The sequence below is a fragment of the Streptosporangium sp. NPDC048886 genome (assembly GCF_055586905.1).
Genome location: NZ_JBVJHH010000036.1, coordinates 1 through 26,993 on the forward strand (window position 1 = coordinate 1; position 26,993 = coordinate 26,993).

Sequence of the window (26,993 nt, forward strand, 5' to 3'; positions counted from 1 at the left end):
CACGGCCCGTCGATGGCCGCCCCCGGCTACGACCTGTACTACCTCAACGTCCTGGCCGGACCCGCCCCCACGCGGTCCATGGCCTTCTGCGACGATCCCAATCACGCCTGGATCCGCTCCTCCTGGGCGGACCAGGTGGTCGACCCCCGCCTGCCGCGTCGCGTCACGGACGCCCGTGGCGGATCCCCTGGAGACGCTCCATGAGACTGACAGTGGCCCAGGCGCTCGTGCGCTTCCTCGCCCAGCAGTGGACCGAACGCGACGGCGCCGAGCAGCGGCTGATCGCCGGATGCCTGGGCATCTTCGGCCACGGCAACGTCGCCGGCATCGGCCAGGCCCTCGCCGAACAGGGCGCCGGCACCCACGCGGCCCTGCCCTACTACCTGGCCCGCAACGAACAGGCCATGGTGCACACCGCCGTCGGCTACGCCCGTACCCGCGACCGCCTGTCCACCTTCGCCTGCACCACCTCCATCGGCCCCGGCGCCACCAACCTCGTCACCGGCGCCGCCCTGGCCACCATCAACCGCATCCCGGTGCTGCTGCTGCCCGGCGACGTCTTCGCCACTCGCGCCGCCTCCCCGGTGCTGCAGGAGCTGGAAGACCCCCGCTCCTACGACGTCACCGTCAACGACACCCTGCGGCCGGTCAGCCGCTTCTTCGACCGGATCAACCGCCCCGAGCAGTTGCCCTCGGCACTGCTGGCCGCGATGCGGGTGCTGACCGACCCGGCCGAGACCGGCGCGGTCACCCTGGCCCTGCCCCAGGACGTCCAGGCCGAGGCCTACGACTGGCCCGAGGAGCTGTTCCGCCGGCGCGTCTGGCACGTGGCCCGCCCGGTGCCCGAACCCGCCGCGCTGGCCCGCGCCCAGGACCTGCTGCGGCGATCACGTCGGCCGCTGATCGTGGCCGGCGGCGGCGTCAAACACAGCCAGGCCTCGCATCAGCTGGCCGCCTTCGCCGCCCGCCACCGCATCCCGGTCACCGAGACCCAGGCGGGCAAGGGCGCCGTGCCGTACGACCACCCGTACGCCGCCGGCGCGATCGGCCACACCGGCAGCGCCGCGGCCAACACCCTGGCCCGCGAGGCCGATCTGGTCATCGGCATCGGCACCCGCTACAGCGACTTCACCACCGCCTCACGCACGCTGTTCGCCGGCGCGGCCTTCCTCAACATCAACGTCACCGCCTTCGACGCGGCCAAGCACTCCGGCCAGATGCTCGTCGCCGACGCCCGCCAAGCGCTGGACGCGCTGGAGCCCGGCGACTGGAACGCCGACCCCGCATGGAGCGCCAGAGCCACCGAGCTGACCCGCGACTGGCAGGCCGAGATCGAGCGCGCCTACGGGGGGACGGAGCTGACCCAGCCGGTGGTGCTGGGAATCGTCAACCAGGCCGCCGAGGGCGGCGTGGTGGTCAACGCGGCCGGGTCGATGCCCGGCGACCTGCACAAGCTGTGGCGGGCCACCGACCCCGGCCAGTACCACGTGGAGTACGGCTACTCCTGCATGGGGTACGAGATCGCCGGCGGGCTCGGGGTGAAGCTGGCCGCGCCGGAGCGAGAGGTGTTCGTGCTGGTCGGCGACGGCTCCTACCTGATGATGGCCCAGGAGATCGCCACCGCCGTGCAGGAGGGCGTCAAACTCGTCGTGGTGCTGGTCGACAACCACGGCTTCGCCTCCATCGGCAACCTCAGCGAATCCGTCGGCGCCCAGCGGCTCGGCACCTCCTACCGGATGCGCGGCCCCTCGGGCGAGCTCGACGGGGCCTTCCTCCCGGTGGACCTGGCCGCCAACGCCGCCAGCCTGGGCGCCGACGTGCTGACGGCGAACGACCCCGGCACGCTGCGGACCGCACTGGCCAAGGCCATGGCGTCCGCGCGCACCACGGTCGTCCACGTCCAGCCCGTCCCCGGCCCAGGCCCAGAGACCACGGCCTGGTGGGACGTGCCGGTGGCCGAGGTGTCGAGCCTGCCCGAGGTCAGGACCGCGCGCCGGCACTACGAAGATCACAAACGCGACCAGCGGCCCTACCTCTGATGGGGTGGACGCTCGCCTTCGCCACGGTCGCGATCCTCTTCGTGCTGATCAGCGGGGCCAACGACGGAGCCACGCTCATCGGCCTCGGGCTCAGGTTCCCCCGCTCGCCGGGATGGGCGATCGCCTCGCTGCTCGTGGTGGTGCTCTTCGCCGGACCGTACCTGCTGGGCATCGCGGTCGCCCGGACCTTCACCGAGCGGCTGGCGGGGCTGGGGACGAGCGGCGGGGCGACGGCGTTCCTGGCGGGGGTGGTGATCGCGGTGGCCGTGGTCGCGGTCCTGACCGGCAGGGGCCTGCCGACCAGCCTGACGCTCGCGGTGATCGGCGGCATCACCGGCGCGGGGTTCGGCGCCGGCCTGCCGGTGTCGTGGTCGAGTCTGGGCGCGGTCCTGGCGATCGGGGCCGGCGCGCCCCTGGTCGGCCTGGCCCTGGGCTACCTGCTGGGGACCCTGTCGCGCAGGGTTCCGTCCTACCGCCGGATGCCCCGGCTCGTGCTCGCCGCCCACCTGCTGGCCTACGCGGCCCAGTGCGTGGCCTACGCGGTGAACGACGGCCAGAAGATGATCGCGGTGGTGAGCGTCGCGGTCGACGTGGGCCGCGAGGGGCTGGGCGGGGTCGGCCCCGTCGAGGTGCCGCCGGCGTGGATGGCCGTCCTGGTGGCACTCTTCCTCGCCGGAGCCCTGACCAGCCTGACCCGTGTCGGGGAGCGGCTGGGCCGCGGCCTGGTCATCACCCGGCCGCTGCACATCGTCTCCGCCGAGACGGCGGCCACCGGCGCCGTCCTGGGCAGCTCGGCTCTGGGCAGTCCGGTGAGCATGACCCAGTCGATCACAGCCGGAGTCGTCGGCGTGGCGGCCAGTGAGGGAGCCAGGAGAGTGCGATGGCAGAGCGTCATGAACATGGGTACGGCATGGCTGGTCACGCTGCCGTCGTCGATGGCCCTGGGCTGCCTGGCCGGGCTCGCGCTGAGGCTGCTGTGAGCGGCGCCGACGGCCGCGCCCGGCGGTTCCGGCGGGCCTGGGACGATGTGCGCGGCCGGTCCGGGCGGCGGGTCGTCGACCTGGTCCGCCACCAGGTCGCCGTCGTCCGGGCAGGAGCCGTACTGGCCCGCTCGACCGCGACCGGCGAGATCGAACGGTCGGCCGCGCGCACCCAGATGGCCGAGGTGGAGCACGAGGGCGACGCGGCGCGGGGCGAGCTGGTGCGCGTCCTGCGGCGGGTGCTGGCCACCCCCATCGACCGGGAGGACCTGTTCCGGATCTCGCGGTCGATCGACGACGTGCTGGACCATCTGCGCGACTACGTACGCGAGACCGACCTGTTCGGACCGGAGGATCTCGGCTTCGCCGTCGAGCCGCTGCAGGCGGTGATCGACGGCCTCGACGAGCTGGAGACCGCCGTCCTGAAGATGATCGAGGATCCCGGCTCGGTCACCGTGGCCGTGCTGGCCACGCGCAAGGCCTGCAGCCGGGTCCGCCAGCTCTACCAGACCCGGCTCACCGAGCTGTTCACCGGGCCGCTGGAGATGGACACCCTACGCGGACGCGAGCTGCTGTCGCGTCTCGACGCGGTGGGCCGACGGCTCGGCGAGGCGGCCGACGCGCTCGCCGACGCGATGCTCAAACGGAGCCACTGATGACCAAGCGAAGCCACTGAGGAAGCCGACGGGCCGCGCACCGCGTCGGTCCTCGCCAACCCCCTGAAGGAAGTACCCATGGCTCTTCTCACCAAGCCGGAAACGCCGCCACCTCCCTCTAGGCGGCGCAGACTGGTGTACCGGCTCCGCGTGCTGCGCCACGACCCCACCGCCGCACTCGGGCTGATCCTTGTCATTTTGCTCGCCTATCTTGTCGTGGCACCGCTGATCGCGGTGCTGTCGGACGCCTTCCGCCTGCAGTACGGCGACGACGTGCACGCCGGGCAGCAGCCGGGCGAATGGACCGGCTACTACATGTGGCGGGTGTTCCGGTCCCAGATCAGCGGCCTGCTGTTCTGGGAGCCGCTGCTCAACACGCTGGTGATCGCGGTGGGCACCACGCTGTTCGCGCTGGTCGTCGGGGGCGGCATGGCCTGGCTGGTGACCAGGACCAACGTGCCGGGGCGCAAGTGGCTCGCCGGTGCCCTGGTGGTCCCCTACATGCTGCCCTCGTGGACCTTCTCCCTGGCCTGGCTGTCGCTGTTCAAGAACGAGCGGGCCGCCGGGCAGGTCGGGTTCCTGCAGGCCCAGGGCATCCGGACCCCCGACTGGCTCGCCTACGGCGCGGTACCGATCATCGTCACCCTGGGGCTGCACTACTACCCGTTCGTGCTGCTCCTGGTCGGGAACGCGCTGCGCCGCATCGACGCGCAGCTGGAGGACTCCGCGCGGATCCTCGGCGCCCCGCAGCGGACCGTCATCCGGCGGATCGTGGTGCCGCTGATGCTCCCGGCGCTGTCCTCCGCCGTGCTGCTGGTGGTCGGCCGGGTGCTCGGCACGTTCGGCACGCCCTACGTGCTCGGCCTGCCGGCCGACTACCGGGTGCTGTCCACGGGGCTGTTCCAGTCGATCCGGGACCGCAGCACCGGCGTGGCGTCCGTGCTCGCCACCGTCATCGTGGTCATCGGAGTCCTGATCGTCCTCACCGACACCCGGTTGATGCGCGAGCACCGCCGGTTCGTCACCGTGGGCGGCAAGGGCGCGATGGACCGGCTGAGCGACCTGCGCCGCTGGCGCTGGCCTCTGTTCGGGCTGGGCCTGCTGGTCTTCGTGGTGAGCGTCCTGGTCCCGGTGTTCACGCTGCTGCTGTCGACGGTCACCCGTACACCGCTGGACCTGTCGACCTTCACCCTCGACTACTGGCTCGCCGAGAAGCTGCCCGGAGCGGTCGGCTTCCCGCACGGTGTCCTGCGCGGTTCGGAGCTGTGGACGGCGGCGTGGAACTCGCTGCGCATCGTCGGCCTGGCCTCGCTGATCTGCGCGGTCGCCGGCCTGCTGATCGGGTACGTCGTGGTGCGCGGGACGGCTCCACGCGTCGCCGCGTTCCTCCGGCAGGTCTCCTTCCTGCCCTACCTCATCCCCGGCATCGCGTTCGCGGCCGCCTCGCTGTCGCTGTTCGCCGTCGCCAGGGGACCCCTCCCCGCGCTGTACGGGACGACGTTCCTGCTGATCCTGGTGATGGCCGTGACGCACCTGCCGTACAGCTCGCGCTCGGGCATCGCGGCGATGATGCAGCTCGGCCGCGAGCCGGAGGAGGCCGCGCAGATCGCCGGGGCCTCCTGGTCGCAGCGGATGCGGCGGATCATCTTCCCGATCCAGAAGGGCGCTCTCGTCACAGGGATCGTGCTGCCGTTCATCTCCGGGCTCAAGGAGCTCAGCATCGTCATCATGCTGACCACCACCGGGACGCAGCTCCTGACGACCCTGTCGATCGGCCTCGTGGACTACGGATACACCCAGCTCGCCAACGCGGTCGTACTCGTGATCGCCTTGGTCTCCTTCACCATGACCTACCTGACCCAGCGTCTGACCAAGAGCAGCCTGGCGTCCGGCCTAGGAGGATAGATGCCGAACATCACCCTCAGCGGAGTCGCCAAGAGCTACGGCGGTGGCGACTACGCTGTGAAGAACCTCGACCTGACCGTTCCCGACGGCGCGTTCATGTGCCTGCTCGGCCCCTCCGGCTGCGGGAAGACCACCACGCTGCGGATGATAGCCGGGCTCGAGCAGCCGACCGCGGGCAGCATCGCCGTCGGCGACCGGGTCCTCGACTCCGTCGAGCGCGGTCTCTACGTCCCGCCGGAGAAGCGCGGCATGGGGCTGGTCTTCCAGAACTACGCGCTCTGGCCCCACCTGTCGGTGCGTGAGAACGTCGAGTTCGGCCTGCGCATGCGCAAGGTGCCCGGTCCCGAGAGGCGGGCCAGGGCGGAGACGGCGCTCAAGATGGTCCACGTCGACGCCGCCATGGACCGCTACCCCTCCCAGCTCTCCGGCGGCCAGCAGCAGCGCGTCGCACTGGCCAGGATGCTGGCGATCAACCCCACGGTGCTGCTGCTCGACGAGCCGCTGTCCAACCTCGACGCCCAGCTCCGCCTGGAGATGCGCGCCGAGCTCAAACGCATCCACGAGGAGTCCGGCGCGACGATCGTCTTCGTCACCCACGACCAGCTCGAGGCGCTCACGATGGCCACCGACGTCGCGGTCATGAAGGACGGCGAGCTGCAGCAGCTGGCCGCCCCGATGGAGATGTACGCCAGGCCCGCCAACCGGTTCGTCGCCGAGTTCGTCGGCAGCCCGCCGATGGCGATCGTCGACGTCGGCCCCTCCCCCACCGGCCTGGCCGGCTCGCTGATGCGCTCCATCGAGGCCCGCGCCGGGCAGTGCGCCCCCACCGCCGTGGGCATCCGGCCCGAGGCGCTGCGTCTGGGCACGCCGCCCGGCACCGCCTGGCACGAGGAGGCCGTGGTCGAGGCCGTCCTGCCGGCCGGCTCCTCCTGGACCGTACGGCTGCGCATCCTGGACACCGAGCTGTACGCGGTCTCCTACACGCCGGTCGAGGCCGCCGCCGGCGACGTGCTGACCTGCTGGACCGACCAGATGCACCTGTTCGGCGCCGACGGCGTCCGGCTCTCCTCCTGGGACCGGACGGAGGTGGGGGCGTGATCCGGCCCAAGGCGTTGCTGCTGGACTTCGGCGGTGTCATCGTGGAGACCTCCCGGCGCCCGTCGTGGGCGGCCGAGCTCGCCGCGGAGGTGCACGACCTCCTCCTCAGGGCCGGCTTCCACGGCCTCGGCCTCGACGACGTCGAGAGCGACATCCGGGCCGGCGCGCGCGCCGACAAGTACTGGAAGGACTCCACCTCCCGGCAGTTCGCCCCGGCGGAGATGACGCACCGCGGGTTCTGGGCCGACTTCGTGGCGGGCGACTGGCCGGAGCAGGCCCGCTCGCTGGTGATCGCCGAGGCGACGCCGCTCTGCAGGCGGATGGGCGAGCTGCGCAGCGACCGCAAGACCCGGCCCGCGCTGCAGGAGCTGCTGACCGCCTGCTGGGCGCACGACGTCACGCCCGCGGTCGTCAGCAACGCGCTGTGCGGAGCCGTCCACCGTGACTACATGGCCCTCAACGGCCTCGACCGCCAGGTGGCGGTGCAGGTCTACAGCGACGAGGTCGGCGTGCGCAAACCCAATCCGGAGATGATCTGGATCGCCTGCCGGGCACTGGGCGTCGACCCCGCGGAGACCTGGTACGTCGGCGACAACTACGACCGCGACGTGGTCTGCGGCGCCCGCGCCGGAGTGGGGGCCACCGTCCTGATGGTCTCCCGGAGCACCGACGAGATCCCCTACAAGGTGCGCCAGAGCCCTCAGGCGACAGTCGAGGACCCCCGCGGACTTCTGAACCTCCTGGAGGAGACATGGATATGAACACTTCGCGCGAGCTGGCCGCCATCGCGGTCGAGGCGGCCAGAGCGGTCGGCGACCAGCTCAGGGACGCTTTCCGCTCCCGGCCCGAGGTGAAGACCAAACGCGACTTCCACGACCCGGTGACCGAGCACGACAAGGCCGCCGAGGAGCGCATCCGCGAGGTCCTGGACCGCCTGTGCCCGGGCAGCGTCGTGGAGGGAGAGGAGGGCGGGGTCCGGGGGGAGGGCGACATCCGCTGGTACGTCGACCCCATCGACGGCACCGCGAACTTCGCCGCGGGCCTGCCGTTCTTCTGCACCTCCATCGGAGCCGTGGTGGACGGAAAGGTGGTGGCGGGCACCGTCTACGACCCCGTCCGCGACGACGAGTTCACCGCCTCGCTCGACGGGGCCTTCTGCAACGGCAAGCCGATCCGCAGCTCCGGCGCGCGCACCGACCGGGAGGCGGTGCTGCTGTCGAGCTATCCCACACCGCGTGACCTGGCCGCGGGCGGCGACGCGGCGCTGCACCGCTTCGCCCGGATGGTCAACGCCTTCGCCAGCACGCGCCGCCCGGGAAGCGCGGCGCTGAAGCTGGCGCACATCGCCGCCGGCTGGTCCGACGTCGCGTACGGCACGCATGTCAACGCCTGGGACGTGGCGGCCGGTTCGCTGCTGGTGGAGCGGGCCGGCGGCACGTACATCCCGCTGTCCGGCGACATCTTCACCCCCGGTGGCTACCTCGCCTGCGTGGGCGGCTTCGACCTCGCGGGTTCGGTGATGGCCGAGGTCTCCACGGCGAGGGAGGTCTCGTGATCCGGTGGATCGTCACCGATCTGGACGGGACGCTCGTCGGACGCGACCTGGCCATGGTGCCCTCCGGCCGGGACGCGCTGCGCCGTTTCCTCGCCGCGGGCGGAGAGGTGGTCATCGCGACCGGGCGGATGGAGGCCTCGGCCCTGCGCTACTACGAGGAGCTGGGCCTCACCGGGGCGGCGATCCTCTACAACGGCGCCCGGACCGTGGACCTCGGCACGGGAGCCGTGCTGCGCTCCCGCCACCTGCCGGCGGACGCGTGGAAGGCGCTGCTCGACCGGTTCGACGGGCTGCCGGAGGGTGTCTATCCGGTGGCGTTCTCCGGCGGCGAGGCGCTGGCGGTCCACGACGTGCCCCAGCTGCGGGACTACGCCCGCCGGGACGGGATCACGCTGCGCGATCCGGGCGACTGGTCCGCGCTGCCCCCGGGCGAGATCACCAAGTGCATGCTGATCGGCGACCCGCTGCCTGATCTGGACATCCCGGGGACGATCACGGTCCGTTCCGAGGCCACCTACCTGGAAGTGCTGCCCGTGGGCGCCACCAAGGGCGCCGCGCTCCGCGAGCTGGCCGCCTCCCGGGGCGTGCCGCTGGAGCAGGTGGCGGCCATCGGCGACAACCCGAACGACATCGACATGATCGAAACCGCCGGGCTCGGCGTCGCGGTCGGTGACGGTCATCCGGAGGTCCGGGCCGCGGCCGGCGTCGTGGTGGGCGCCTGCGCGGACGGGGCCGTCGCCGATCTGGTGGAGCTGGTCCTGTCACGGGCCGGGGAGGTCGCGCCGGCATAGCCGGCCGGGCCGGTGCGCGCGGGGTCTCGGGCGCACCGGCCCAGCCGGTCGGCGATGACCCCGCAGGGCCCGCCAGGCGGTCGGCGCCGACCGGCGGGCAGACCGAGCGGACCGGGCAGGCCGCGCAGACCGGCGGTCAGCGGTAACCCGCCGGATGCTCAGCGCCGACCGGCGGGGCCGGCCCGTCAGGTGGTCAGCGCCGACCGGCGGGCAGGCCGGCCAGGCGGCCGATGGCCAGGCCGGCCTGGCGGACGCTCTCCAGCAGGGCGTGCTCGTCTCCGGCGGGGCCGTTGGCCAGCACGGCGTAGCCGATCCGGCGACCGGAGCCGATCATCACCCCGACGTCGGCCCGCACGCCGACGTCGGTGCCGGTCTTGTTCGCCACCCAGACCCTTCCGGGCGGGACGGAGGCGGGCACCTCCCGGTCCTCCGGCTCGTGCGGCAGCAGGGCGGGGACCATGCTCCGGTCGGTGTTGCAGGCCATCCAGCCCAGCATGAGCCGGGTCCACTCCTGCCGGCCGTCGAGCCCGGCCGCGAACCGGGCGAGCTCGCCGGCCGTACCGACGGCGAAGGTCGGCGGGTGCGAGGGCAGGCGCGGCTCGCGGATCCGGTCGAGGATCCGCGTCCGGACGAAGCCGAGCGCGGCGGCGTCCTCGGCCACCCGGTCCAGGCCGAGCCGGCGCAGCAGCGCGTTGGTCGCGGTGTTGTCGCTGACCGAGGCGGTGAGCACGGCGAGGTCCCCGACGGCCCAGCGGCGGGCGGACAGGTCGCCGAGCAGGCCGGAGCCGCCGCAGCGGTCGTCCTCCTGGATCTCCACGACCTCGGCGGGGTCGAGCTCCCCCGCGGCGATCGCCCGGGCCACCGCGGCGAGCAGCAGCAGCTTGCCGGTGCTCGCGAGGGTCAGCTCGGTGTCCTCGTCGAGGGAGATCAGTCCCGGCACCGACACGGCCACCGTGCAGGTGCCGCCCTCGCACGCCGCGTCGAGCTCTGTCATCGTCTCACCCTTCCGGAACCCGTCATCCTTGCAGAGGCCGCCACCGCGGGCGGCGCGAGGTCTCCTCTCACGTGGCCAGCACCGCCCCGGGCCGGGCGCCGGTCTCGGCCCCGTCCCTGATCACCGTCTCACCGGCGACGATCACCCGGTGGATCCCCGCCGGGGGGACCAGCGGGTCGGCGAAGGTGGCGCCGTCGGCGACCGTGCCGGGGTCGAAGACGACCAGGTCGGCGTGGGCGCCGTCCCTGATGACGCCGCGTTCCGTCAGTCCGAACCTGGCCGCGGCCATGCCCGTCATCTTGTGCACCGCCGTCTCCAGGCTCAGCAGTCCCAGCTCCCTGACGTAGTGCCCGAGCACGCGCGGGAACGTCCCCGCCCAGCGGGGGTGGGGCCGGCCGCCGGGCTTGGGCACCCCGTCGGAACCGATCATCGAGTACGGCGCGGCCAGCACCCGCCGCACGTCGTCCTCGATCATGGAGTGGCTGATGATCGTCACCTCGCCCTGCTCGGCGACGAGCAGTTCGGCGGCCATGTCGAGGGGGTCCTGGCCGCGCGCGGCGGCCAGCTCGGCGATCGTGTGCCCCTCCGTCTCGGGGTGGCGCGGCGCGCACGCGATCGAGATGCGGTCCCAGCCGCCGTTGCCGACGGTGTTCTCCCAGCCGGGGACGCCCTCGGCGATGGCCCGGCGCATCAGGTCGCGCTGTCCGGGGTCGGCCAGCCGCGCCGTCAGCGCGGCGATCCCGCCGTCCGAGGCCCAGGGTGGGAGCATCGCGCCCAGCGCCGTGCTCCCCGCGGTGTAGGGGTAGACGTCGCAGGTCACGTCCATGCCCCCGGCGCGCAGGGCGGCGAGCTTCGGCAGGGTGCGCCGGGTCAGTCCCCAGGCGTACTTGCCCGCCGTCTTGTGGTGGGAGACGTGCAGCGGCGCGCCGCTTCTGCGCCCGATCTCGACGGCCTCCTCCAGCGCCTCCTCCACCCGCGACATCTCATCGCGCAGGTGGGTGACGTAAGGCTTGCCGTGCGCGGCCGCCACGGCCGCCAGCGCGACGACCTCGTCGGTGCTCGCGTAGGTGCCGGGGGTGTAGATGAGCCCGGTCGACAGCCCCGCCGCCCCCGCCGACAGCGCCCGGTCGAGCAGCGCGCACATGGTGTCCAGCTCACCGGGGGTGGCGGCACGGTCGACGGGGCCGATCACCCCGGCGCGGAGCGTGCCGTGCCCGACCAGGGAGGTGATGTGGTTGGCGCGGGGCACCGCGGCGTGCGCGGCGGCGAACTCGGCGAAGCCCTCGTACATCCCGACGTCGCCGCCGAAGTAGACCCGGGTCTCCGCGCGCATCGCGGCCAGCCGTCCGGGCAGGGCGGGGAAGAGGCTGGAACCGCAGTTGCCGCAGATCTCCGTGGTGACCCCCTGAAGGACGGCGGCCCGGACCATGTCGCCGCCCAGCTCCCCGTCGATCAGGGTGACGCCGTCGGAGTGGGTGTGCACGTCGATGAAGCCGGGGGCGAGGACGAGACCGGTCAGGTCCGCTGTCTCGCGCGCGGTGGCGGGTGCCCCCGGCGGCAGCAGGGTGAGGCGGCCGTCGAGGACGCCGACGTCGGCGTGCCGGGCGGCGTCGGGCGCCGCCGTACCGTCGATCACCAGGCCGCCCCGGAGCAGCAGGTCGAAGTGGGTCACAGAACCTGCCCGAGGAAGGCGCGGAAGCGCTCGTGGCGCGGGTTGGCGAGCACGTCGCGGGGGTGTCCCTGCTCGACGATCACGCCGCCGTCAATGAAGATCAGGTTGTCGCCGACCTCGCGGGCGAATCCCATCTCGTGGGTCACCACCATCATCGTCATGCCGCTGGCGGCCAGGTCCCGCATGACCGCGAGCACCTCCTGGACCAGCTCGGGGTCGAGCGCGCTGGTCGGCTCGTCGAAGAGCATCAGCTTGGGGTCCATGGCCAGGCTGCGGGCGATCGCCACGCGCTGCTGCTGGCCTCCGGAGAGCTGGGCGGGGTAGTGGCCCGCGCGGTCGGCGAGATCCACCCGCTCCAGCAGTTCCATCGCCCTCTCCCTGGCCCGACCCTTGGCGACGCCCTTGACGACGACCGGGCCCTCCATGACGTTCTCCAGCGCCGTACGGTGCGGGAACAGGTGGAAGCGCTGGAAGACCATGCCGATGTCCTGGCGCTGGCGGCAGAGCTGGGCGGGGCGCAGGTGGTGGAGCCGGTCGCCCTGCTCGGCGTAGCCGATCAGGTCGCCGTCCACCCAGATGCGGCCGGAGTCGATGGTCTCCAGCCGGTTGACGCAGCGCAGCAGCGTCGACTTGCCGGACCCGGACGGGCCGACGACGCAGACGACACCGCCCTCGGGCACGTCCAGGCTGATGCCCTTGAGCACCTCGACGGAGCCGAAGCACTTGCGCGCCGAGCGGATCTTCACCATGGGCTCGGCCATCACACGTTCCCCTTGCCGAACGGCCGCAGGTTGCGGCGGACCCTGGTCTGCAGCGCGTGGTGGCCGCGCTCGAACCGCTTCTCGATGAAGTGCTGGCCGACGCTCGCGATAGTGGTGAGCACGATGTACCAGATGGAGGCCACGATGAGCATCGCGATCACCTCGAAGTTGCCGAGGTAGATGCGCTGGGAGACCGTCAGCAGTTCGGCCCCGGCGATGACCGAGACCATCGAGGTGGTCTTGAGCATCGAGATGAACTGGTTGCCGGTGGGCGGGATGATCACCCGCATCGCCTGGGGGAGCACGACCCGGCGGAGCACCTGCCGGTGCGACATGCCGAGCGCCTCGGCCGCCTCGCGCTGGCCGGGGTCCACCGAGCGGATGCCCGCCCGGACGATCTCGGCCATGTAGGCGCCCTCGTTGATCGCCAGACCGAGCAGGGCCGCGGTGAAGGGCGTGATCAGCTCGTTGGCCTGCCACTCGACCAGCTTGGGGCCGTCGAACGGCACGCCGATGCCGAAGGAGGGGAAGACCAGCCCGATGTTGAACCAGAAGATGAGCTGGACCAGCAGCGGGGTGCCGCGGAAGAACCAGGTGTAGAGCGCCGAGGCGCCCCGCAGCACCGGGCTGCCGGACAGCTGCATCACGGCGGCGAGGATGCCCAGCGCCAGGCCGATCACCATCGACAGCACGGTGAGCTGGATCGTGACCCACAGGCCGCCCAGGACCCTGCCGTCCATCAGGTACTCGGCGATGACGTCCCAGTGCAGGTTCTCGTTGACGATGATCGTGTAGGCCAGCCAGACCAGGGCGGACGCGGCGACCACCGCGGCGATCCACCGGCCGGGCCGCGGCGGGCGGACCGCGTCGATCGGCAGGTGCGCGGCCTCGGCGGTCTGGGGGGTCTTGGTCACTTCCATGGCTTGGTGTTGACCATCACCTCGGGTACGGCGTTGCTCGCGACGCCGTACTTGTCCAGAATCGCCTTGTAGCCGCCGTCGGCCGTCAGCTCCTGCATGGCCTTGGCGACGGCGTCGCGCAGCGCGGTGTTGCGGCGGTCGACGGCGATGCCCCAGGGGCCGGCGTCGTACTGCTCGGGCAGCACGTCGTACTTGCCGGTGTCCTTGGCGTACATCGCCGCGACGGGCGAGTCGACGATGGTCGCGGCCGCGCGGCCGGAGTCGATGCTGAGCAGACCGGTCGGCGCGTCCTCACTCTGCATGATCTGCATCTTCTTGGCGCACTTCTCGTCCTGCCGCTGCCCGATGGCGAGGTTCGAGCTGCCCTTGGCCAGCACGACGGTGCGGCCGCACAGGTCCTCAAGGGTCTTGATGCCCTCGGGGTTGCCCTTCTTGACCATGATGGCCCCGCCGGCGTTGAAGTAGTCGACGAAGTCGACGGCCGCCCGGCGCTCCTCGGTGTCGCTCATCGAGGACATCACCACGTCCCACCGGCCCGCCTGCAGGCCCGGGATGAGGCCGTCGAAGGCGGCGTTGGTCACCGTGGCCTCCAGGCCGAGCTTGGCCGCGATCGCGGCGGCGAGGTCCGGGTCGACGCCGGTGAGCTCCTGGGTGCCCGGCTTGTACATCTCCATCGGCGGGTAGCCCTCGGAGGTCGCCATCCGGAGCTTGCCCGTCTTGCGCACGGCCTCGGGCACCAGGTCTTTCGCGGTCTTGCCCGCCGCCGAGGCGGCGCCCGCGCCGGCGTCGGTCCCCGACGACGAGCGCCCGCAGCCGCCGGCGAACGCCGATACGGCCAGCGCGACAGCGATAACCGAATACAGGCGCTTTGTCATAGAACCTCCCGGTTTGCGAATTGATGAGCTCATGCTGTCGGCGGGAGGTAACAGCCCCAACGCACATGAATGCTTGCGAGTCTCAGCATCGAAACCTTCGACGCTGGGACCGGACAAAAGCCATGAAGCTCTACCTTCGACCGCATGAGCTTGGTCATCGAGAACGGCTGGCCGCGCACCGCGGCATGGACCGGCGGGGAACTGCGCATCGGCGGGATCGGCGTGCGGGAGCTCGCCGCCGAATTCGGCACGCCCGCCTACGTCCTCGACGAGGAGGAGTTCCAGGGCCGCTGCGCGGAGTGGCGGGACGCGCTGCCCGACGGCGAGGTGCACTACGGCGGCAAGGCGTTCCTCTGCCCCGAGGTGGTGCGCTGGCTGGACGCGGCCGGGCTCTGCCTCGACGTGTGCACCGGGGGCGAGCTGGCCGTGGCGGTGGCCGGCGGCATGGACCCCTCGCGGGTGGTCTTCCACGGCAACAACAAGTCGGTCGCCGAACTGCGCCGCGCCGTCGCCTGGGGCGTCGGCTGCGTGGTCGTGGACTCCTTCGCCGAGATCGAGCGCCTGGCCGCGCTGGCCGGCGAGGCGGGGGTCCGGCAGCGCGTGATGATCCGGGTCACCCCCGGGGTGGAGGCCCACACCCACGAGTTCATCGCCACCGGGGGCGACGACTCGAAGTTCGGGTTCTCGCTCAGCGCGGGCCTGGCGGCCGAGGCGGTCCGCCGGGTGCTGGCCGCCCCCTCACTGGAGCTGACCGGGCTGCACTCCCACATCGGCTCGCAGATCACCGATCTGGGCGGCTTCACCCTGGCCGCCCGCCGGATGGCCGATTTCCTGCTGACCGCCGAGCGCGAGCACGGCGTGACGATCCCCAAGCTCGACCTCGGCGGCGGCCTGGGCATCGTCTACCGGCCCGGCGACCCGGTGCCGCCGCGCCCGGCCGAGGTGGTCGCGGCCCTGCGCGAGTCCGTCCCGGACCACCTGCGGCTCGCCGTGGAGCCGGGCCGCTCGATCGCCGGGCCCACCGCCGTCGCCCTCTACGAGGTGGGCACGGTCAAGGAGATCCCCGGCGTCAACACCTACGTCAGCGTGGACGGCGGGATGAGCGACAACCCCCGCCCCGCCATGTACGGCGCCGCCTACACCGCGCTCCTGGCCTCCCGCGCCTCCGACGCCCCGCTCCGCGAGGTCACCGTGGTCGGCCGGCACTGCGAGAGCGGCGACGTGCTCGTCCGCGACCTGCCGCTGCCCGCCGACGTACGGCCCGGCGACCTGCTGGCGGTCCCCGCCTCGGGGGCCTACCAGCGGTCGATGGCCAGCAACTACAACCACGTGACACGTCCCCCGGTGGTCGCCGTCCGCGAGGGGGCGGCCCGGGTGATCGTGCGCCGGGAGACCGAGGAGGACCTGCTCCGCCTCTACGTCTGAGCGGCGTCCCGACCCCCGCCCCGCGCCCGGCCGCCGCGGGGCGCGGGGCCGGACCGGCTCCGGAGGGCCGGCCCGGCCCCGTAATGGCCGGACCGAAACCGGCCGGACCAGAAATAACCGGACCAGAAATAATGGGCCGGAACGTCCGGACCGGAAATGGTCGGACCGAAAACACCTGGCCGATGGCCGTTTTCGCCCTCAGACTCCGGTGAGGCGGATCGCGCCGCCCCACCAGGACACACGCCGCGCGGGATCACGCGCCGCACAGGGGCGCACGCCGTACAAGATCGCACGTCCCACGGAATCACGCGCCGCACAAGGTCGCATAACCCACCGGATAACGCGCCACACAAGATCACACGCCGTACCAGGCCGCACGTCCTGCCAGGTCACACGCCGTACTCGGCGACGAGCACCGCACGGGCCAGGGCGTGGTGGTTGACCGTCCCGCCGAAGACGGCGGCCGTCTGGTCGGGGGTGACCTCGATGCTCTCGACACCGAGGGCGTGGACGGCGAAGACGTAGCGGTGCGGCGGGCCGGGGGGCGGCGCGGCCCCGCCGAAGTCGAAGCTGAGCGAGGCCGTGCGCGAGCTGGGCCGCTCGCACGGCGCCACGCTCTACATGACCCTGCTCGCGGCCTACCAGGCGGTGCTCGCCCGGCACGCGGACCAGGACGACTTCGCGGTGGGCTCGCCGGTGGCCGGACGGCCCTACCGCGAGCTGGAGGAGGTGGTCGGCTCCTTCGTCAACATGGTGACCCTGCGCAGCCGCACCGGCGACGACCCCACCGTCGCCGAGCGCCTGCTCCGTACCAGGGAGACGGTGCTCGGCGCGCTCGCGCACCAGGACTACCCCTTCCACCAGCTCGTCAACGACCTGCGCGTGGAGCGGGACCCCAGCCGCTCGGCGATCTTCCAGGCGACCTTCACGCTCACCGGCCAGGTGAGCCGGGACAGGACCGTCGCCGGGCTGGACGTCGTCCCGTTCGACCCGCCGCTCGCGATCACCCAGTTCGACCTGGCCCTCTACGTCACCGAGACCGACGACGGCCTGAACGGCCTGTTCACCTACCGCAGCGACCTGTTCGAGCCGGCCACCGTCGAGCGGATCGAGCGCTCGATGCGCCGCTTCCTCAAGGAGGCCGTCACCGGCCACGGCCACCGCCTGTCGGAGGTGTCGCTGCTCGACGAGCAGGAACGCGGGACGCTGCTCGGCGACTGGGCGGGCACCCGCACCTGGCGGCCCGCGCACCGCACGCTCGGCGAGATGGCCGAGGCCCAGGCGGCGCGGACCCCCGACGCGCCCGCCCTCGTCGCCGGGGAGCGCTCACTCACCTTCGCCGAGCTGCACCGCCGGGCCAACCGGCTGGCCAGGCACCTGCGGAGCGGTGGGGTGGGGCCCGACGCCCGCGTCGCGATCTGCCTGGACGGGGCCGTGGACGCCGCCGTCGCGATCCTCGGGGTGCTCAAGGCGGGCGGCGCCTACCTGCCGCTCGACCCCGAGCAGCCGCGCGAGCGGCTGGAGTTCCTGCTGGCCGACTCGTCGGCCGTCGCGCTGGTCACCGATTCGGCGCTGCGCGAGCGGGCGGCCGGGTTCACCGGCTCCGTCGTCGAGCTGGACCGGCTGGCCGGCGAGGGCGACGACGGACCGCTGGAACCGCTCGCGGGCCCCGACGACCTCGCCTACGTGATCTACACCTCCGGCACCACGGGGCGGCCCAAGGGCGTCGGCGTCCAGCACCGGCACATCGTGTCCTACCTGGAGTACATCCGCGAGGACTACGACATCGTGCCCGGCGCCGCCTTCGGCCTGCTCCAGTCACTCGCCTTCGACTTCAGCATGCTGATGTTCTACCTGCCGCTCACCGGCGGCGGCACCCTCCACCAGCTCCCCCGCCGCGGCTCCGGGCCGGAGCTGGCCGAGGCCGTGCGGGACCTCGACTATCTGAAGATGACGCCCTCCCACCTGGCCGCGCTGGGCGCGGAGGTGGAGCCCGGACGGCTGCTGCCGCGCCGCGCGCTGATCCTGGCGGGCGAGGCGTCGCCGACCGCCTGGGTCCGCGAGCTGGCCGCCCGCGCGGGCTGTGCGATCTTCAACAGCTACGGCCCCACCGAGACGGTCGTCGCGGTGACCACCGAGCGGGTGGACCCCGGGGCGCCCGCGGCCGGCACGGCCTGGCCCATCGGCCGCCCGCTCCCCGACGCCCGCGTCTACGTGCTGGACCGGACGCTGCGCCTGGTCCCGCCGGGCGTCGCGGGCGAGCTCTACATCGGCGGCGACACCCTGGCCCGGGGCTACCTCGGCCGTCCGGCCCTGACCGCCGAGCGCTTCGTCGCCGACCCGTACGGCGAGCCCGGATCACGCATGTACCGCACCGGCGACCTGGTCCGCAGGCTCGACGACGGGCGCCTGGAATTCCTCGGCCGCACCGACCACCAGGTGAAGATCCGCGGCTACCGGGTGGAGCTCGGCGAGGTCGAGGCCGCGCTCGGCACGCTCCCCGGAGTCGTCCAGGGCGTGGTGGACCTGCGCGGCGACCGCCTCCTCGCGTGGCTGGAGAAGGAGCCGGGCGCGGTGGAGGCCCCGGTGGCCGAGCTCCGGGCGCACCTGCTCGAACGGCTCCCCGAATACATGGTCCCGGGCCGGTTCGGCTGGCTCGACCGCTTCCCCCTCCAGGCCCACGGGAAGGTGGACCGCAGGGCGCTGCCGGACCCCGAGCCCGAGCGCCTGGACCAGCGGCCCGGCCACACCGCCCCGGCCGACCCGACCGAGGAGGCCATCGCCGCCATCTGGGCGGCCGTCCTCGACCTGGAGACGGTCGGCACCGGCGACAACTTCTTCGACCTCGGCGGCCATTCGCTGCTCGCCACCCAGGTCGTGGCGCGGATGCGCAAGTCCTTCCCGGACAGCAGGCCGCCGATCGGCGTGCTGGAGATGTTCAAGCACCCCACGGTCGCCGAGCTGGCCGGGCTCGTCACCGAGCGGCGGGGGGAGACGGCCGCGCCGCGCCGGATACTGGCCGAGCTGACCCGCCCCATCGATCCGCGGGAGCGCGCCGGCTCCGTCATCTGCGTGCCGTACGGCGGCGCCAACGCGGTCGTCTACCAGACGCTCGCCGACGCGATGCCCGCCGGCTACTCCCTCTACGCGGTCGCCGCCCCCGGGCGCGAGCCGGGCGAGGAGGGGCAGCTGTCCTACGAGGAGGTGGCCAGACGCTGCGTCGAGGAGATCGCCGAGCACGTCCAGGGTCCGATCGTGGTCTACGGGCACTGCGCCCCGGGCAGCGCGCTGGCCGTGGAGCTGGCCCAGCGCATCGAGGCGTCGGGGCGCGAGCTGGACGCCCTCTACCTGGGCGGCATCTTCCCCTTCGCCCGGCCCAGGGGCCGCTTCCTGGGCTCGCTCAGCAGGCTGGTCAACGACCGCCTGCACGGTACCCGCACGGTCGCGGCGGAGCTGCGCGCGCTCGGCGGCGACATGTCGGGCCTCGACGAGGAACAGGTCGCCTTCACCGTCGAGCTGATGCGCGAGGACGGCCGGATGGCCGAGGAGCACTTCACCAGGCTGCTGAGCACCGAACAGCCCCGGCTGAGGGCGCCGATCGTCTCGGTGGTCGGCGAGCGCGACCCGAGCACCGAGTTCTACCAGGAGCGCTTCAAGGAATGGTGCGTGCTGTCGGACTCCTCGTCGCTGGTCGTCATCGACGAGGCCGGGCACTTCTTCCCCAAGTACCGCGCCGACGAGCTCGCCCAGATCCTCACCGGCGTCCACACCGCCGACGCGGCCTGGCGGGAGGCGCACTCGCGCGAGGCGGGCGGCACCTGGTGGCTGCAGGACACCGTGGAGCGGCGGGCCGTACGGGAGGAGCGCGAGCCGAGCATGCGGCGGTTCCTGCCCGTCGCGCTGGGACAGCTGGTCTCGCTCACCGGATCGGCCCTCACCGAGTTCGCGGTGCCGATCTGGATCTACACGGTCACCGGGTCGCTGGCCCACTTCGGGCTCATCGCGCTGCTCGCCCTGGTGCCGGGGATCGTCGTGGCCCCGCTGGCGGGCGCGGTGGTCGACCGCTACGACCGGCGGCGGGTGATGATCGCCGGTGACCTGGTGTCGGGCCTCTCGCAGGCGGTGATGCTCGCCCTGCTGCTGACCGACCGGCTCACGGTCGCCCCGCTGTACGCGCTGATAGCCCTCGTCTCGGTCTCGGTGACCTTCCAGCGGCTCGCCTACCAGGCGTCGATCCCGCAGCTGGTGCCCAAGCGCTATCTCGGGCACGCCAACGGCATCGTGCAGCTGGCGATCGGCACCGCCCAGTTCCTGGTCCCGCTCATCGCGGTCGGGCTGCTGGCCGCGATCGGGCTGGAGGGCATCCTGACCATCCAGGTGGCGGCCTACGCCTTCGCCGTCGTCGTGGTCCTGCTCGTGAAGTTCCCCACCACGCTGGGGCTGCGCCGCCGCGAGCCGATCTCCGCCGAGATCGCGGGCGGTTTCCGGTTCTCGCTGGGGCACCGGGGCTTCCGCGCCATGCTGTTCTTCTTCGCCGGCGTGAACCTCTTCCTCGCGCCCATGTTCGTCATGGTCTCGCCGCTCGTGCTGTCCTTCGCCACGCTCCAGGCGGCCGGCGCGGTGGCGGTCGCGGCCGGCGCGGGCGCGGTCACCGGCGGCGTCGTCATGAGCCTGTGGGGCGGCCCGACCCACCGCCGGCTGCGCGGCGCGGTCGCCGCGACGATGCTGCTGGCGGTCGCCGGCGTGCTGACCGGGCTGCGGCCCAGCCTCTGGCTGATCGGCGCCGGCGCCTTCGGCATGTCCTTCGCGCTGGCGCTGATCAACGGCACGATCATGACGATCATCCAGGTGAAGGTGCCGCACCGCTTCCAGGGCCGCATCATCGCGGTCAACACCATGATCGCCGCGGCCACCGTGCCGATCGGCTTCGGCGTCATCGCCCCGTTCGCCGGCCCGCTCCTCGACCCGCTGATGGCCGCCGACGGCCCGCTCGCGAGCACCGTCGGCGCGCTCATCGGCACCGGGCCCGGACGCGGGATCGGGCTGCTCTACCTGCTGTGCGGCCTCGGCATCACCCTGCTGGTGCTCGCCGGCACCCGGATCGCGGCCCTCGCGCGCTTCGACGACGAGGTGCCCGACGCCAAGCCCGACGACCTCATCGGCATCGAAGAGCTGGAAAGGACCCACGCATCGTGAACACCACCACCATCGCCTGGGAGGTCAGGGACGGCCGCCCCGCCGCGGCCGACGCCCACGGCTCGGACCTGGGCGAGACCTGCGAGTGGCTGCGCGGCAGCCGTGCGGCCATCCGCGCGGGACTGGACGAGCACGGCGCCCTCTACCTGCGGGGACTGCCGGTCAAGAGCGTGGAGGACTTCGCCGAGGTGCGCGACGCCCTGGTCTCCAAGCTCGCCGGATACGTCGAGAAGGCCACCCCGCGCAGCCACTTCGGCAAGGACGTCTACTCCTCCACCGACCTGCCGCCGTCCCAGGCGATCCGCCCGCACAACGAGAACAGCTACGCGCTCAACTTCCCCGGGCTGCTGATGTTCGGCTGCCTGGTCGCCCCCGACGAGGGGGGCGCGACCCCGGTGACCGACGTGCGCAAGGTGCTCAGGGGCATCCCGCGGCCGCTCGCCGACCGCTTCCGCGCGCACGGCTGGTCCCTGGTGCGCAACTACGGCGACCACATCAGCCTGGGCTGGCGCACCGCCTTCGGCACCGAGGACCGGGACGAGGTCGCCGCCTACTGCGCGGCCAACCACATCGCCCACGAGTGGGTGGGCGAGGACCGGCTCCGCACCGTGCAGCGCCGTTCGGCGACCATCCGCCACCCCGGGACCGGCGAGGAGGTCTGGTTCAACCACACGGTCTTCTGGAACGAGTGGGCGCTCGACCCGGAGGTCCGCGAGGTGTTCCTGGAGGATCTGGGACACGGCAACCTGCCCTTCAACACCGCCTACGGCGACGGCGAGCCGATCTCCAGAGAGGATGTGGAGACCATCGACGCGGCCTACCGCCAGGCGACGGTCAGGGAGACGTGGCGGCCGGGCGATCTCCTGATCGTCGACAACATCCTCGCCGCGCACGCCCACGAGTCCTTCAAGGGCCCCCGCAAGATCGTGGTCACCATGGGCGACCCGGTCGCCCTGGACGACTGCGCCCCGACCGTCCAGCCGCAGGCCGGCTACGCCAGGGCCGCGGCCGGAGCGGAGGCCGGGGCGGCCGCCAAGCCCGGCAAGGCCCGGCGCTGGTTCGGCCGCCGCTCCTGACCGGACCGTGCGGGCCGGTCCGGCCGGGCTGGGCGGACGGACCGGGCGGACCGGCCGGGCTGGGCGGACGGACCGGGCTCATGACCGAGCCGGGTGGGACGCGCCGGCTCCGGGCCGGGCCGGACCGACCGGGCGGGCTCATGACCGGCTCTCCTGGTGGAGGAGCGGGGCCAGCAGGTCACGGGTCAGCGGGTGCCGGGGCCGGCCGAGAACGTGCGCGACGGTGCCCTCCTCCGCGATCCCGCCCTCCGAGAGGATCACGACCTGGTCCGCCAGCCGCGCGACGACGCCCATGTCGTGGCTGATCAGCACGAGGGTCAGGCCGCGGGTGCGGCGCAGTCCGTCGAGCAGGTCGAGAACACCGGCCTGGGTGACCATGTCCAGGCCGGAGGTGATCTCGTCGCAGATGAGGACGTCGGGCGAGGCGAGCAGCGCGCGGGCGAGCGCCGCGCGCTGGAGCTCCCCGCCGGACAGCCCGGCGGGCCGGCGGGCCGCCTGGGCCGGGCCGAGCCCGACCCGTGCGAGCATGTCCAGCGCCGCCTCCCGCGCCCGGCCGGGGCTCAGACCGCGCAGCCGTACGGCGGTCCGGCTCACCTGGGCGGCCACCGACCGGCCCGGGTCGAAGGAGGCGTGCGCGTCCTGGAAGACATACTGCACGCGGGCCACGTCCTCCCGGCCGCGGCGTGACAGTGACCGTGCCAGCGGTCGCCCGTCGAGCAGCACGGTCCCGCGTGCGGGCTCGTGCAGCCCGGCCAGGCAGCGGGCGAGGGTGGTCTTCCCGCTCCCCGAGCGTCCGACCAGTGCCAGGCACCGTCCGGCGGCCACCCGCAGCGACACGTCGGCGAGCACCGGGACCGAGCGGTGTCCGGCCGTCAGACCGTCCGTTCCGAGCCGTGCCTGCCCCGCCGGGAGGGGCGGGCCGGCAGGCGGGCTCAGCGGGAGCTCGGCGGCCAGCAGCCGCCGGGTGTAGCCGTGCCGGGGCCGGGTGAGCACGTCCCCGGCCGGGCCGCCGTCCACCACCCGGCCGCCGCGCAGGACGGTGACGTGGTCGGCGAGCGCGCGCACCACGTCCAGGTCGTGGCTGAGCAGGACCACGGCGAGGCCCTGACGCGCCAGCCCCCTCAGCTCGGCGACGACCTCCCGCTTGGTGACGGCGTCCTGGCCGGTGGTGGGCTCGTCCGCCACGATCACCGACGGGGCCGTGAGGAGCGCCTGGGCCAGCACCAGACGCTGCTGCTGGCCCCCGGAGAGCTGGTGGGGGTAGCGGCGCAGCAGGTCCTCGCCCGTGGGCAGCCCGGTGCGGCGGAGCACCGCGGAGATCCGTTCCGCCGCGTCTCCGGCCGGCCCGTGCCGCCGGGCGATCTCGCGCAGCACCGCGCCGGTCCGGCGGACCGGATTGAGCACCGACGCGGGGTGCTGCGGCAGGTAGCCCACCGTGCCGGTCACCTCGACCGTCCCGGACAGGAGCACGCCGGGCGCGTGCTCGCCCAGCAGCGCCCGCCCGATCGTGGTCTTGCCGCTGCCCGAGGCCCCGACCAGGGCGAGCACCCGGCCGGCGGCGAGCTCGAAGGAGACCCCGTCGACCAGCGTGCCGCCGGCCGCCTCGGCGCGCAGCTCCGTGACGCGGATCACGGGGCCTCCTCTCCGCGCCCGCGTACCCCGTCGAAGAGCAGGTTCAGCCCGACGGACAGCGTGACGACGAGCAGCGCCGGGGCGAGCACCGCCCACGGCTGGAGGAACATGCCGGTCCGGTTGCGGTCGACCATCACCGCCCAGTCACTGGCGTCCGGGGGGACGCCGACACCCAGGAAGCTCGCCGTCGCGACCAGGTAGAGCGCGCCGACGACGCGGACGCCCAGGTCGGCCAGGAGCGTGTGGAGCGTCGACCGGCCGACGTATCCGGCCGCCCGACGCCACCAGCTCTCGCCCTGCAGCCGCATCGCCTCCATGACCGGTCCGGCGGCGAGCTCCAGGGCCGCCGCGCGGGAGATCCGGGCCACCTCCGGCACGCTGATCACCGCGACGATCACGGTCAGGGTGAGCGGCCCGGGCGGGGCGGTGGCGGCCAGCAGGATGAGCAGCAGCAGCGAGGGGACCGCCAGCACCAGGTCCAGGGGCCGCATCAGCAGCTCGTCGAGCCACCGGCGCCGGGTCATCGCGGCCAGCACGCCCAGCGGCGTGCCGGCGAGATAGGCCAGCGCGGTGGCGGCCGAGGCGACCACCACGACCGTGCGGCCACCGGTGAGCACCTGCTCCCCCACGTCCCGCCCGACGAAGTCCGTCCCCAGCGGAGGGCCGGAGCCGAACGGGACGCCGCGCGGGCCCGGCTCTCCCACCAGCGACGGGCCGGCGACGGCCATGACCAGCGGCACGGCCAGCAGGGCGGCGCCCAGCCCCCATCTCGGCACCGCCCTCACGCCACACCTCCGGCGCGCGGGGCGAGGCGGAAGGCGGCGACGTCGGCCAGGAGGTTCACGGTCACCGTGGTGGCCGCGAAGACCAGGGCGAGTCCCTGGATCACCGGGATGTCCCGCGCAGAGACCGCGCTCACCAGGGCGGTGCCGAGGCCGGGGATGACGAACACGGCCTCGACGGTGATCACGCCGCCCAGCAGCCAGTCCGTGGTCCGGGCGAGTTGCTGTACGGCCGGCGCCACCGCGTTGGGCAGGGCGTGCGCCAGCCTCACCCGGTGGACGGAGAGCCCGAGCCTGCGGGCGTGGCCGACGTAGCCGGAGCGCAGGGCGTCGATCATCCCGGCCCGGACCAGTCTGCCGACCGAGCAGATCGGCCGGGCGAGCAGGACGAGCAGGGGCAGTGCCAGCACGGCCGGCTGGGCGAGCAGGTCCGGGCCGACGCCCACCGCGGTGGGCGGGAACCAGCCGAGCCGGAGCGCGAACAGCGCGACCAGCACGACGGCGAGGGCGAACTCCGGCACCGAGTACAGGCCGACGCCGGCCGCGGTGAGCGCCCGGTCGAGCAGCCTGCCCTCCCGGACCGCGGCGGCGGCTCCGGCGGCCACGGCCAGCGGGACCAGGAGCAGCAGGGTGACCCCGGCGAGCTGGACGGTCGGCCCGCCGGCCTCGGCGAGGAACCCGGCGACCGGGCGTCCGGCCGCCAGCGACGTCCCGAGGTCGCCGTGGAGCAGGCCGAGCAGCCAGTCGGCGTAGCGCAGCGGCGCGGGCCGGTCGAGCCCCAGCTCCTGGCGGATCAGCTCGATCCGCGCCGGATCGGGCACGTCGCCGGCCAGCACCACTGCGGCGTCCCCGGGCAGCGCCTCGGTGAGGAGGAACACCAGCGCCGTGACCGCCACGATCTGCGCCAGGCCGAGCAGCAGGCGCCGCAGGGCGTAGCGGGGCAGGCTCACCGGCGCTCCCCCTTCGATCCCGCGCGCGGGCTCCGCCGCCCAAGCCCCACCGGCGGACGCCGCCGCCCAGGACTCACACCCGGACTCTGCCGTCCCGGCCGCGCTCGCGGGCCGCCGTACTCGCCACGGTGCCGCTCGCTCACGTCAGCCACACCTTGTCGAAGCGGGCCCAGTCCAGGGTGTTGGCCGGGGCGTCGACGACGCCGCCCACCCCGGGCGTGGTCGCGACGAGCCAGTCGGCGAAGCCCCAGACGAGGTAGCCCCCCTCGGCGTGCTGCATGCGCTGCATCTCGGCGTAGACGCCGCGGCGCGCCTTCTCGTCGGCGAGCGAGACGGCCTTGGCGTAGAGCGCGTCGAACTCCGGACGCCTCCACTTGGTGACGTTGGTGGTGGAGGTGGTGAGCAGGCGCTGCGCGAAGTGGGACTCGATGGGCATCGCGCCGGAGCGGAAGCAGCACAGGCTGCCCTTGTCGAGGACGTCCTTCCAGTAGGTGTCCTTGTCGCCCACGGCGACCCTGACGTCGAGCCCGGCCTGCCGCATCTGGTCGGCGAAGACGCTCGCCGACTCCACGAAGCCGCTGGCCGCCGCGGAGGTGTCGAGCCGCACCGGCAGTCCCCTCGCCCCGGCCTTCTCGATCAGCCACGCCGCCCTGTCCAGGTCGCGGGCGCGCTGCGGTATCTCCTCGGCGTAGTACTGGTAGCCCTTGCCGAACAGGTCGTTGCCGGTCTGCCCGGCGCCGGCCAGCACGGTCTCGACGAGCTGCTCTCGGTCGGCCAGCAGGAACATGGCCTCGCGCAGGTCGCGGTCGTCGAAGGGCGGGCGGTCCAGCTTCATCGCGAAGGCCTGCATGCCGCTGTTGGTGAGACGCGTGACGGCCAGCCGGTCTCCGCCCCCGTAGGTCCGGGCGGTGGCCGCGGTGATGTCGTGGGCGTAGTCGGCCTGCCCGCCGAGCAGCGCGTTGACGCGGGCCGACTCCTCGTTGGCGATGAGGTAGTGCAGCTCGTCGACGTGGGGCGCGCCCTCCCAGTAGTCGGCGTTGCGCCTGAGCAGCAGGGAGCGGCCCGGCTCGAAGGAGCCGAAGGTGAACGGGCCGGAGCCGATCGGCCTGGTGAAGTCCTCGGCCCCCTCCGGGACGATGAACACCCCGAAGGCGGCCAGCACGTTGGGGAACTCGGCGAACGGCTGCCTGAGGGCGAACTCCACGGTGCGCTCGTCGATCGCCCTGCTGTTGGCCAGGTCGACCACCGCCAGGGTGGCCTTGGCGCGGAAGGCGCGGGCTGGGTCGCCGATCCGGGCGTAGCTGTAGAGGACGTCGTCGGCCCGGACGGGCCTGCCGTCGTGGAAGCGCGCCGGGCGCAGGGTGACCCGCCACCTGGTGAGGCCGGCGCCGGGCTCCCAGCGTTCGGCGAGACGGGGCCGGACGGACAGGTCGGGGCCGTAGTCGGCGAGTTTGTCGAACAGCGCCTTCGACCGCGACGCCTCGACGTACAGGTTGGACAGGTGCGGGTCCAGGGTCTCCTGGGCCCCGCCGCCGGCGAACGCGACGCGCAGCCGCCCTCCCCTGCGCGGTCCGCCCGTCGCGGCGGTCCCGGCCGGGGCGCCGGTGCCGCACCCGGTGAGCAGGGCGGCCGACAGGCCGGCGGTGGCGCCCAGGAAGGCACGGCGGTTCAGGGAGTGCATGGGAG

General features: G+C 73.1%; 22 protein-coding genes. 12 read left to right on the forward strand and 10 right to left on the reverse strand.

What is annotated here, in order from left to right; translation table 11 throughout:
- The 9 genes from ACZ6R6_RS35355 to ACZ6R6_RS35395 all read left to right on the forward strand — a co-directional run.
- Positions 1-204, forward strand: a 204-nt coding sequence (locus ACZ6R6_RS35355) for a 5-deoxy-glucuronate isomerase (protein WP_470100820.1), incomplete at its 5' end; no start/stop codon positions are given.
- The gene (gene iolD, locus ACZ6R6_RS35360; protein WP_470100822.1) at positions 201-2,039 is read left to right on the forward strand and encodes a 3D-(3,5/4)-trihydroxycyclohexane-1,2-dione acylhydrolase (decyclizing); all 1,839 of its coding nucleotides are present in this window, start codon (positions 201-203) and stop codon (positions 2,037-2,039) included. The genes ACZ6R6_RS35355 and iolD, both read left to right, overlap by 4 nt.
- On the forward strand, positions 2,039-3,019 hold the full coding sequence (locus ACZ6R6_RS35365; protein ID WP_093890662.1) for an inorganic phosphate transporter: 981 nt from the start codon (positions 2,039-2,041) through the stop codon (positions 3,017-3,019). Before iolD ends, ACZ6R6_RS35365 begins: the two co-directional genes overlap by 1 nt.
- Positions 3,016-3,675: a DUF47 domain-containing protein gene (locus ACZ6R6_RS35370; protein WP_470100825.1), complete on the forward strand. Its 660-nt coding sequence runs from the start codon at positions 3,016-3,018 to the stop codon at positions 3,673-3,675. Before ACZ6R6_RS35365 ends, ACZ6R6_RS35370 begins: the two co-directional genes overlap by 4 nt.
- Positions 3,676-3,825: 150 nt before the next feature.
- Positions 3,826-5,580 carry an ABC transporter permease gene (locus ACZ6R6_RS35375; RefSeq protein ID WP_470100826.1) on the forward strand — a complete coding sequence of 585 codons (1,755 nt, stop codon included), beginning with the start codon at positions 3,826-3,828 and terminating at the stop codon, positions 5,578-5,580.
- A complete protein-coding gene (locus ACZ6R6_RS35380; protein WP_470100828.1) occupies positions 5,581-6,678 on the forward strand; it encodes an ABC transporter ATP-binding protein in 1,098 nt (365 codons plus the stop codon). It abuts the gene before it with no gap.
- A complete protein-coding gene (locus ACZ6R6_RS35385; RefSeq protein ID WP_470100830.1) occupies positions 6,675-7,439 on the forward strand; it encodes an HAD family hydrolase in 765 nt (254 codons plus the stop codon). The genes ACZ6R6_RS35380 and ACZ6R6_RS35385 overlap by 4 nt, the downstream gene beginning before the upstream one ends.
- On the forward strand, positions 7,436-8,233 hold the full coding sequence (locus tag ACZ6R6_RS35390) for an inositol monophosphatase family protein (RefSeq protein WP_470100832.1): 798 nt from the start codon (positions 7,436-7,438) through the stop codon (positions 8,231-8,233). The genes ACZ6R6_RS35385 and ACZ6R6_RS35390 overlap by 4 nt, the downstream gene beginning before the upstream one ends.
- Positions 8,230-9,024, forward strand: a complete 795-nt coding sequence (locus ACZ6R6_RS35395) for a Cof-type HAD-IIB family hydrolase (RefSeq protein WP_470100834.1) — start codon at positions 8,230-8,232, stop codon at positions 9,022-9,024. Before ACZ6R6_RS35390 ends, ACZ6R6_RS35395 begins: the two co-directional genes overlap by 4 nt.
- A 193-nt stretch (positions 9,025-9,217) precedes the next feature.
- Here the strand turns inward: ACZ6R6_RS35395 and ACZ6R6_RS35400 are convergent, their stop codons facing one another.
- The 5 genes from ACZ6R6_RS35400 to ACZ6R6_RS35420 form a co-directional block, all read right to left on the reverse strand.
- Positions 9,218-10,018 (reverse strand): serine hydrolase, encoded by an 801-nt coding sequence (locus ACZ6R6_RS35400; protein WP_470100836.1) that lies wholly within the window; start codon positions 10,016-10,018, stop codon positions 9,218-9,220.
- 67 nt (positions 10,019-10,085) lie between these two features.
- Positions 10,086-11,690, reverse strand: a complete 1,605-nt coding sequence (locus tag ACZ6R6_RS35405) for an N-acyl-D-amino-acid deacylase family protein (protein ID WP_470100838.1) — start codon at positions 11,688-11,690, stop codon at positions 10,086-10,088.
- Positions 11,687-12,451, reverse strand: a complete 765-nt coding sequence (locus tag ACZ6R6_RS35410) for an amino acid ABC transporter ATP-binding protein (RefSeq protein WP_470100840.1) — start codon at positions 12,449-12,451, stop codon at positions 11,687-11,689. Before ACZ6R6_RS35410 ends, ACZ6R6_RS35405 begins: the two co-directional genes overlap by 4 nt.
- Positions 12,451-13,371, reverse strand: a complete 921-nt coding sequence (locus ACZ6R6_RS35415) for an amino acid ABC transporter permease (RefSeq protein ID WP_470100842.1) — start codon at positions 13,369-13,371, stop codon at positions 12,451-12,453. Before ACZ6R6_RS35415 ends, ACZ6R6_RS35410 begins: the two co-directional genes overlap by 1 nt.
- Positions 13,362-14,246: an ABC transporter substrate-binding protein gene (locus tag ACZ6R6_RS35420; protein WP_470100844.1), complete on the reverse strand. Its 885-nt coding sequence runs from the start codon at positions 14,244-14,246 to the stop codon at positions 13,362-13,364. Before ACZ6R6_RS35420 ends, ACZ6R6_RS35415 begins: the two co-directional genes overlap by 10 nt.
- A gap of 144 nt (positions 14,247-14,390) precedes the next feature.
- On the opposite strand from ACZ6R6_RS35420, the gene lysA reads away from it, so the two are divergent.
- Complete coding sequence (gene lysA / locus ACZ6R6_RS35425; RefSeq protein ID WP_470100846.1) at positions 14,391-15,671, forward strand: diaminopimelate decarboxylase; 1,281 nt, start codon at positions 14,391-14,393, stop codon at positions 15,669-15,671.
- Between the two features lie 389 nt (positions 15,672-16,060).
- Here the strand turns inward: lysA and ACZ6R6_RS35430 are convergent, their stop codons facing one another.
- Positions 16,061-16,285 (reverse strand): hypothetical protein, encoded by a 225-nt coding sequence (locus ACZ6R6_RS35430; protein ID WP_470100848.1) that lies wholly within the window; start codon positions 16,283-16,285, stop codon positions 16,061-16,063.
- Here ACZ6R6_RS35430 and ACZ6R6_RS35435 point away from each other — a divergent pair.
- The gene (locus ACZ6R6_RS35435; RefSeq protein WP_470100850.1) at positions 16,254-20,867 is read left to right on the forward strand and encodes a non-ribosomal peptide synthetase/MFS transporter; all 4,614 of its coding nucleotides are present in this window, start codon (positions 16,254-16,256) and stop codon (positions 20,865-20,867) included. The two genes, ACZ6R6_RS35430 and ACZ6R6_RS35435, sit on opposite strands and share 32 nt — an antisense overlap.
- On the forward strand, positions 20,864-21,943 hold the full coding sequence (locus tag ACZ6R6_RS35440) for a TauD/TfdA family dioxygenase (RefSeq protein ID WP_470100852.1): 1,080 nt from the start codon (positions 20,864-20,866) through the stop codon (positions 21,941-21,943). The genes ACZ6R6_RS35435 and ACZ6R6_RS35440 overlap by 4 nt, the downstream gene beginning before the upstream one ends.
- Before the next feature lie 138 nt (positions 21,944-22,081).
- On the opposite strand, the gene ACZ6R6_RS35445 is transcribed toward ACZ6R6_RS35440, so the two are convergent.
- The 4 genes from ACZ6R6_RS35445 to ACZ6R6_RS35460 form a co-directional block, all read right to left on the reverse strand.
- A complete protein-coding gene (locus ACZ6R6_RS35445) occupies positions 22,082-23,575 on the reverse strand; it encodes an ABC transporter ATP-binding protein (RefSeq protein ID WP_470100854.1) in 1,494 nt (497 codons plus the stop codon).
- Complete coding sequence (locus ACZ6R6_RS35450; protein WP_470100856.1) at positions 23,572-24,351, reverse strand: ABC transporter permease; 780 nt, start codon at positions 24,349-24,351, stop codon at positions 23,572-23,574. Before ACZ6R6_RS35450 ends, ACZ6R6_RS35445 begins: the two co-directional genes overlap by 4 nt.
- A gap of 5 nt (positions 24,352-24,356) precedes the next feature.
- Complete coding sequence (locus tag ACZ6R6_RS35455; RefSeq protein ID WP_470100858.1) at positions 24,357-25,307, reverse strand: ABC transporter permease; 951 nt, start codon at positions 25,305-25,307, stop codon at positions 24,357-24,359.
- 139 nt (positions 25,308-25,446) lie between these two features.
- Complete coding sequence (locus tag ACZ6R6_RS35460) at positions 25,447-26,988, reverse strand: ABC transporter substrate-binding protein (RefSeq protein WP_470100860.1); 1,542 nt, start codon at positions 26,986-26,988, stop codon at positions 25,447-25,449.
- Positions 26,989-26,993 lie beyond the last annotated feature (5 nt).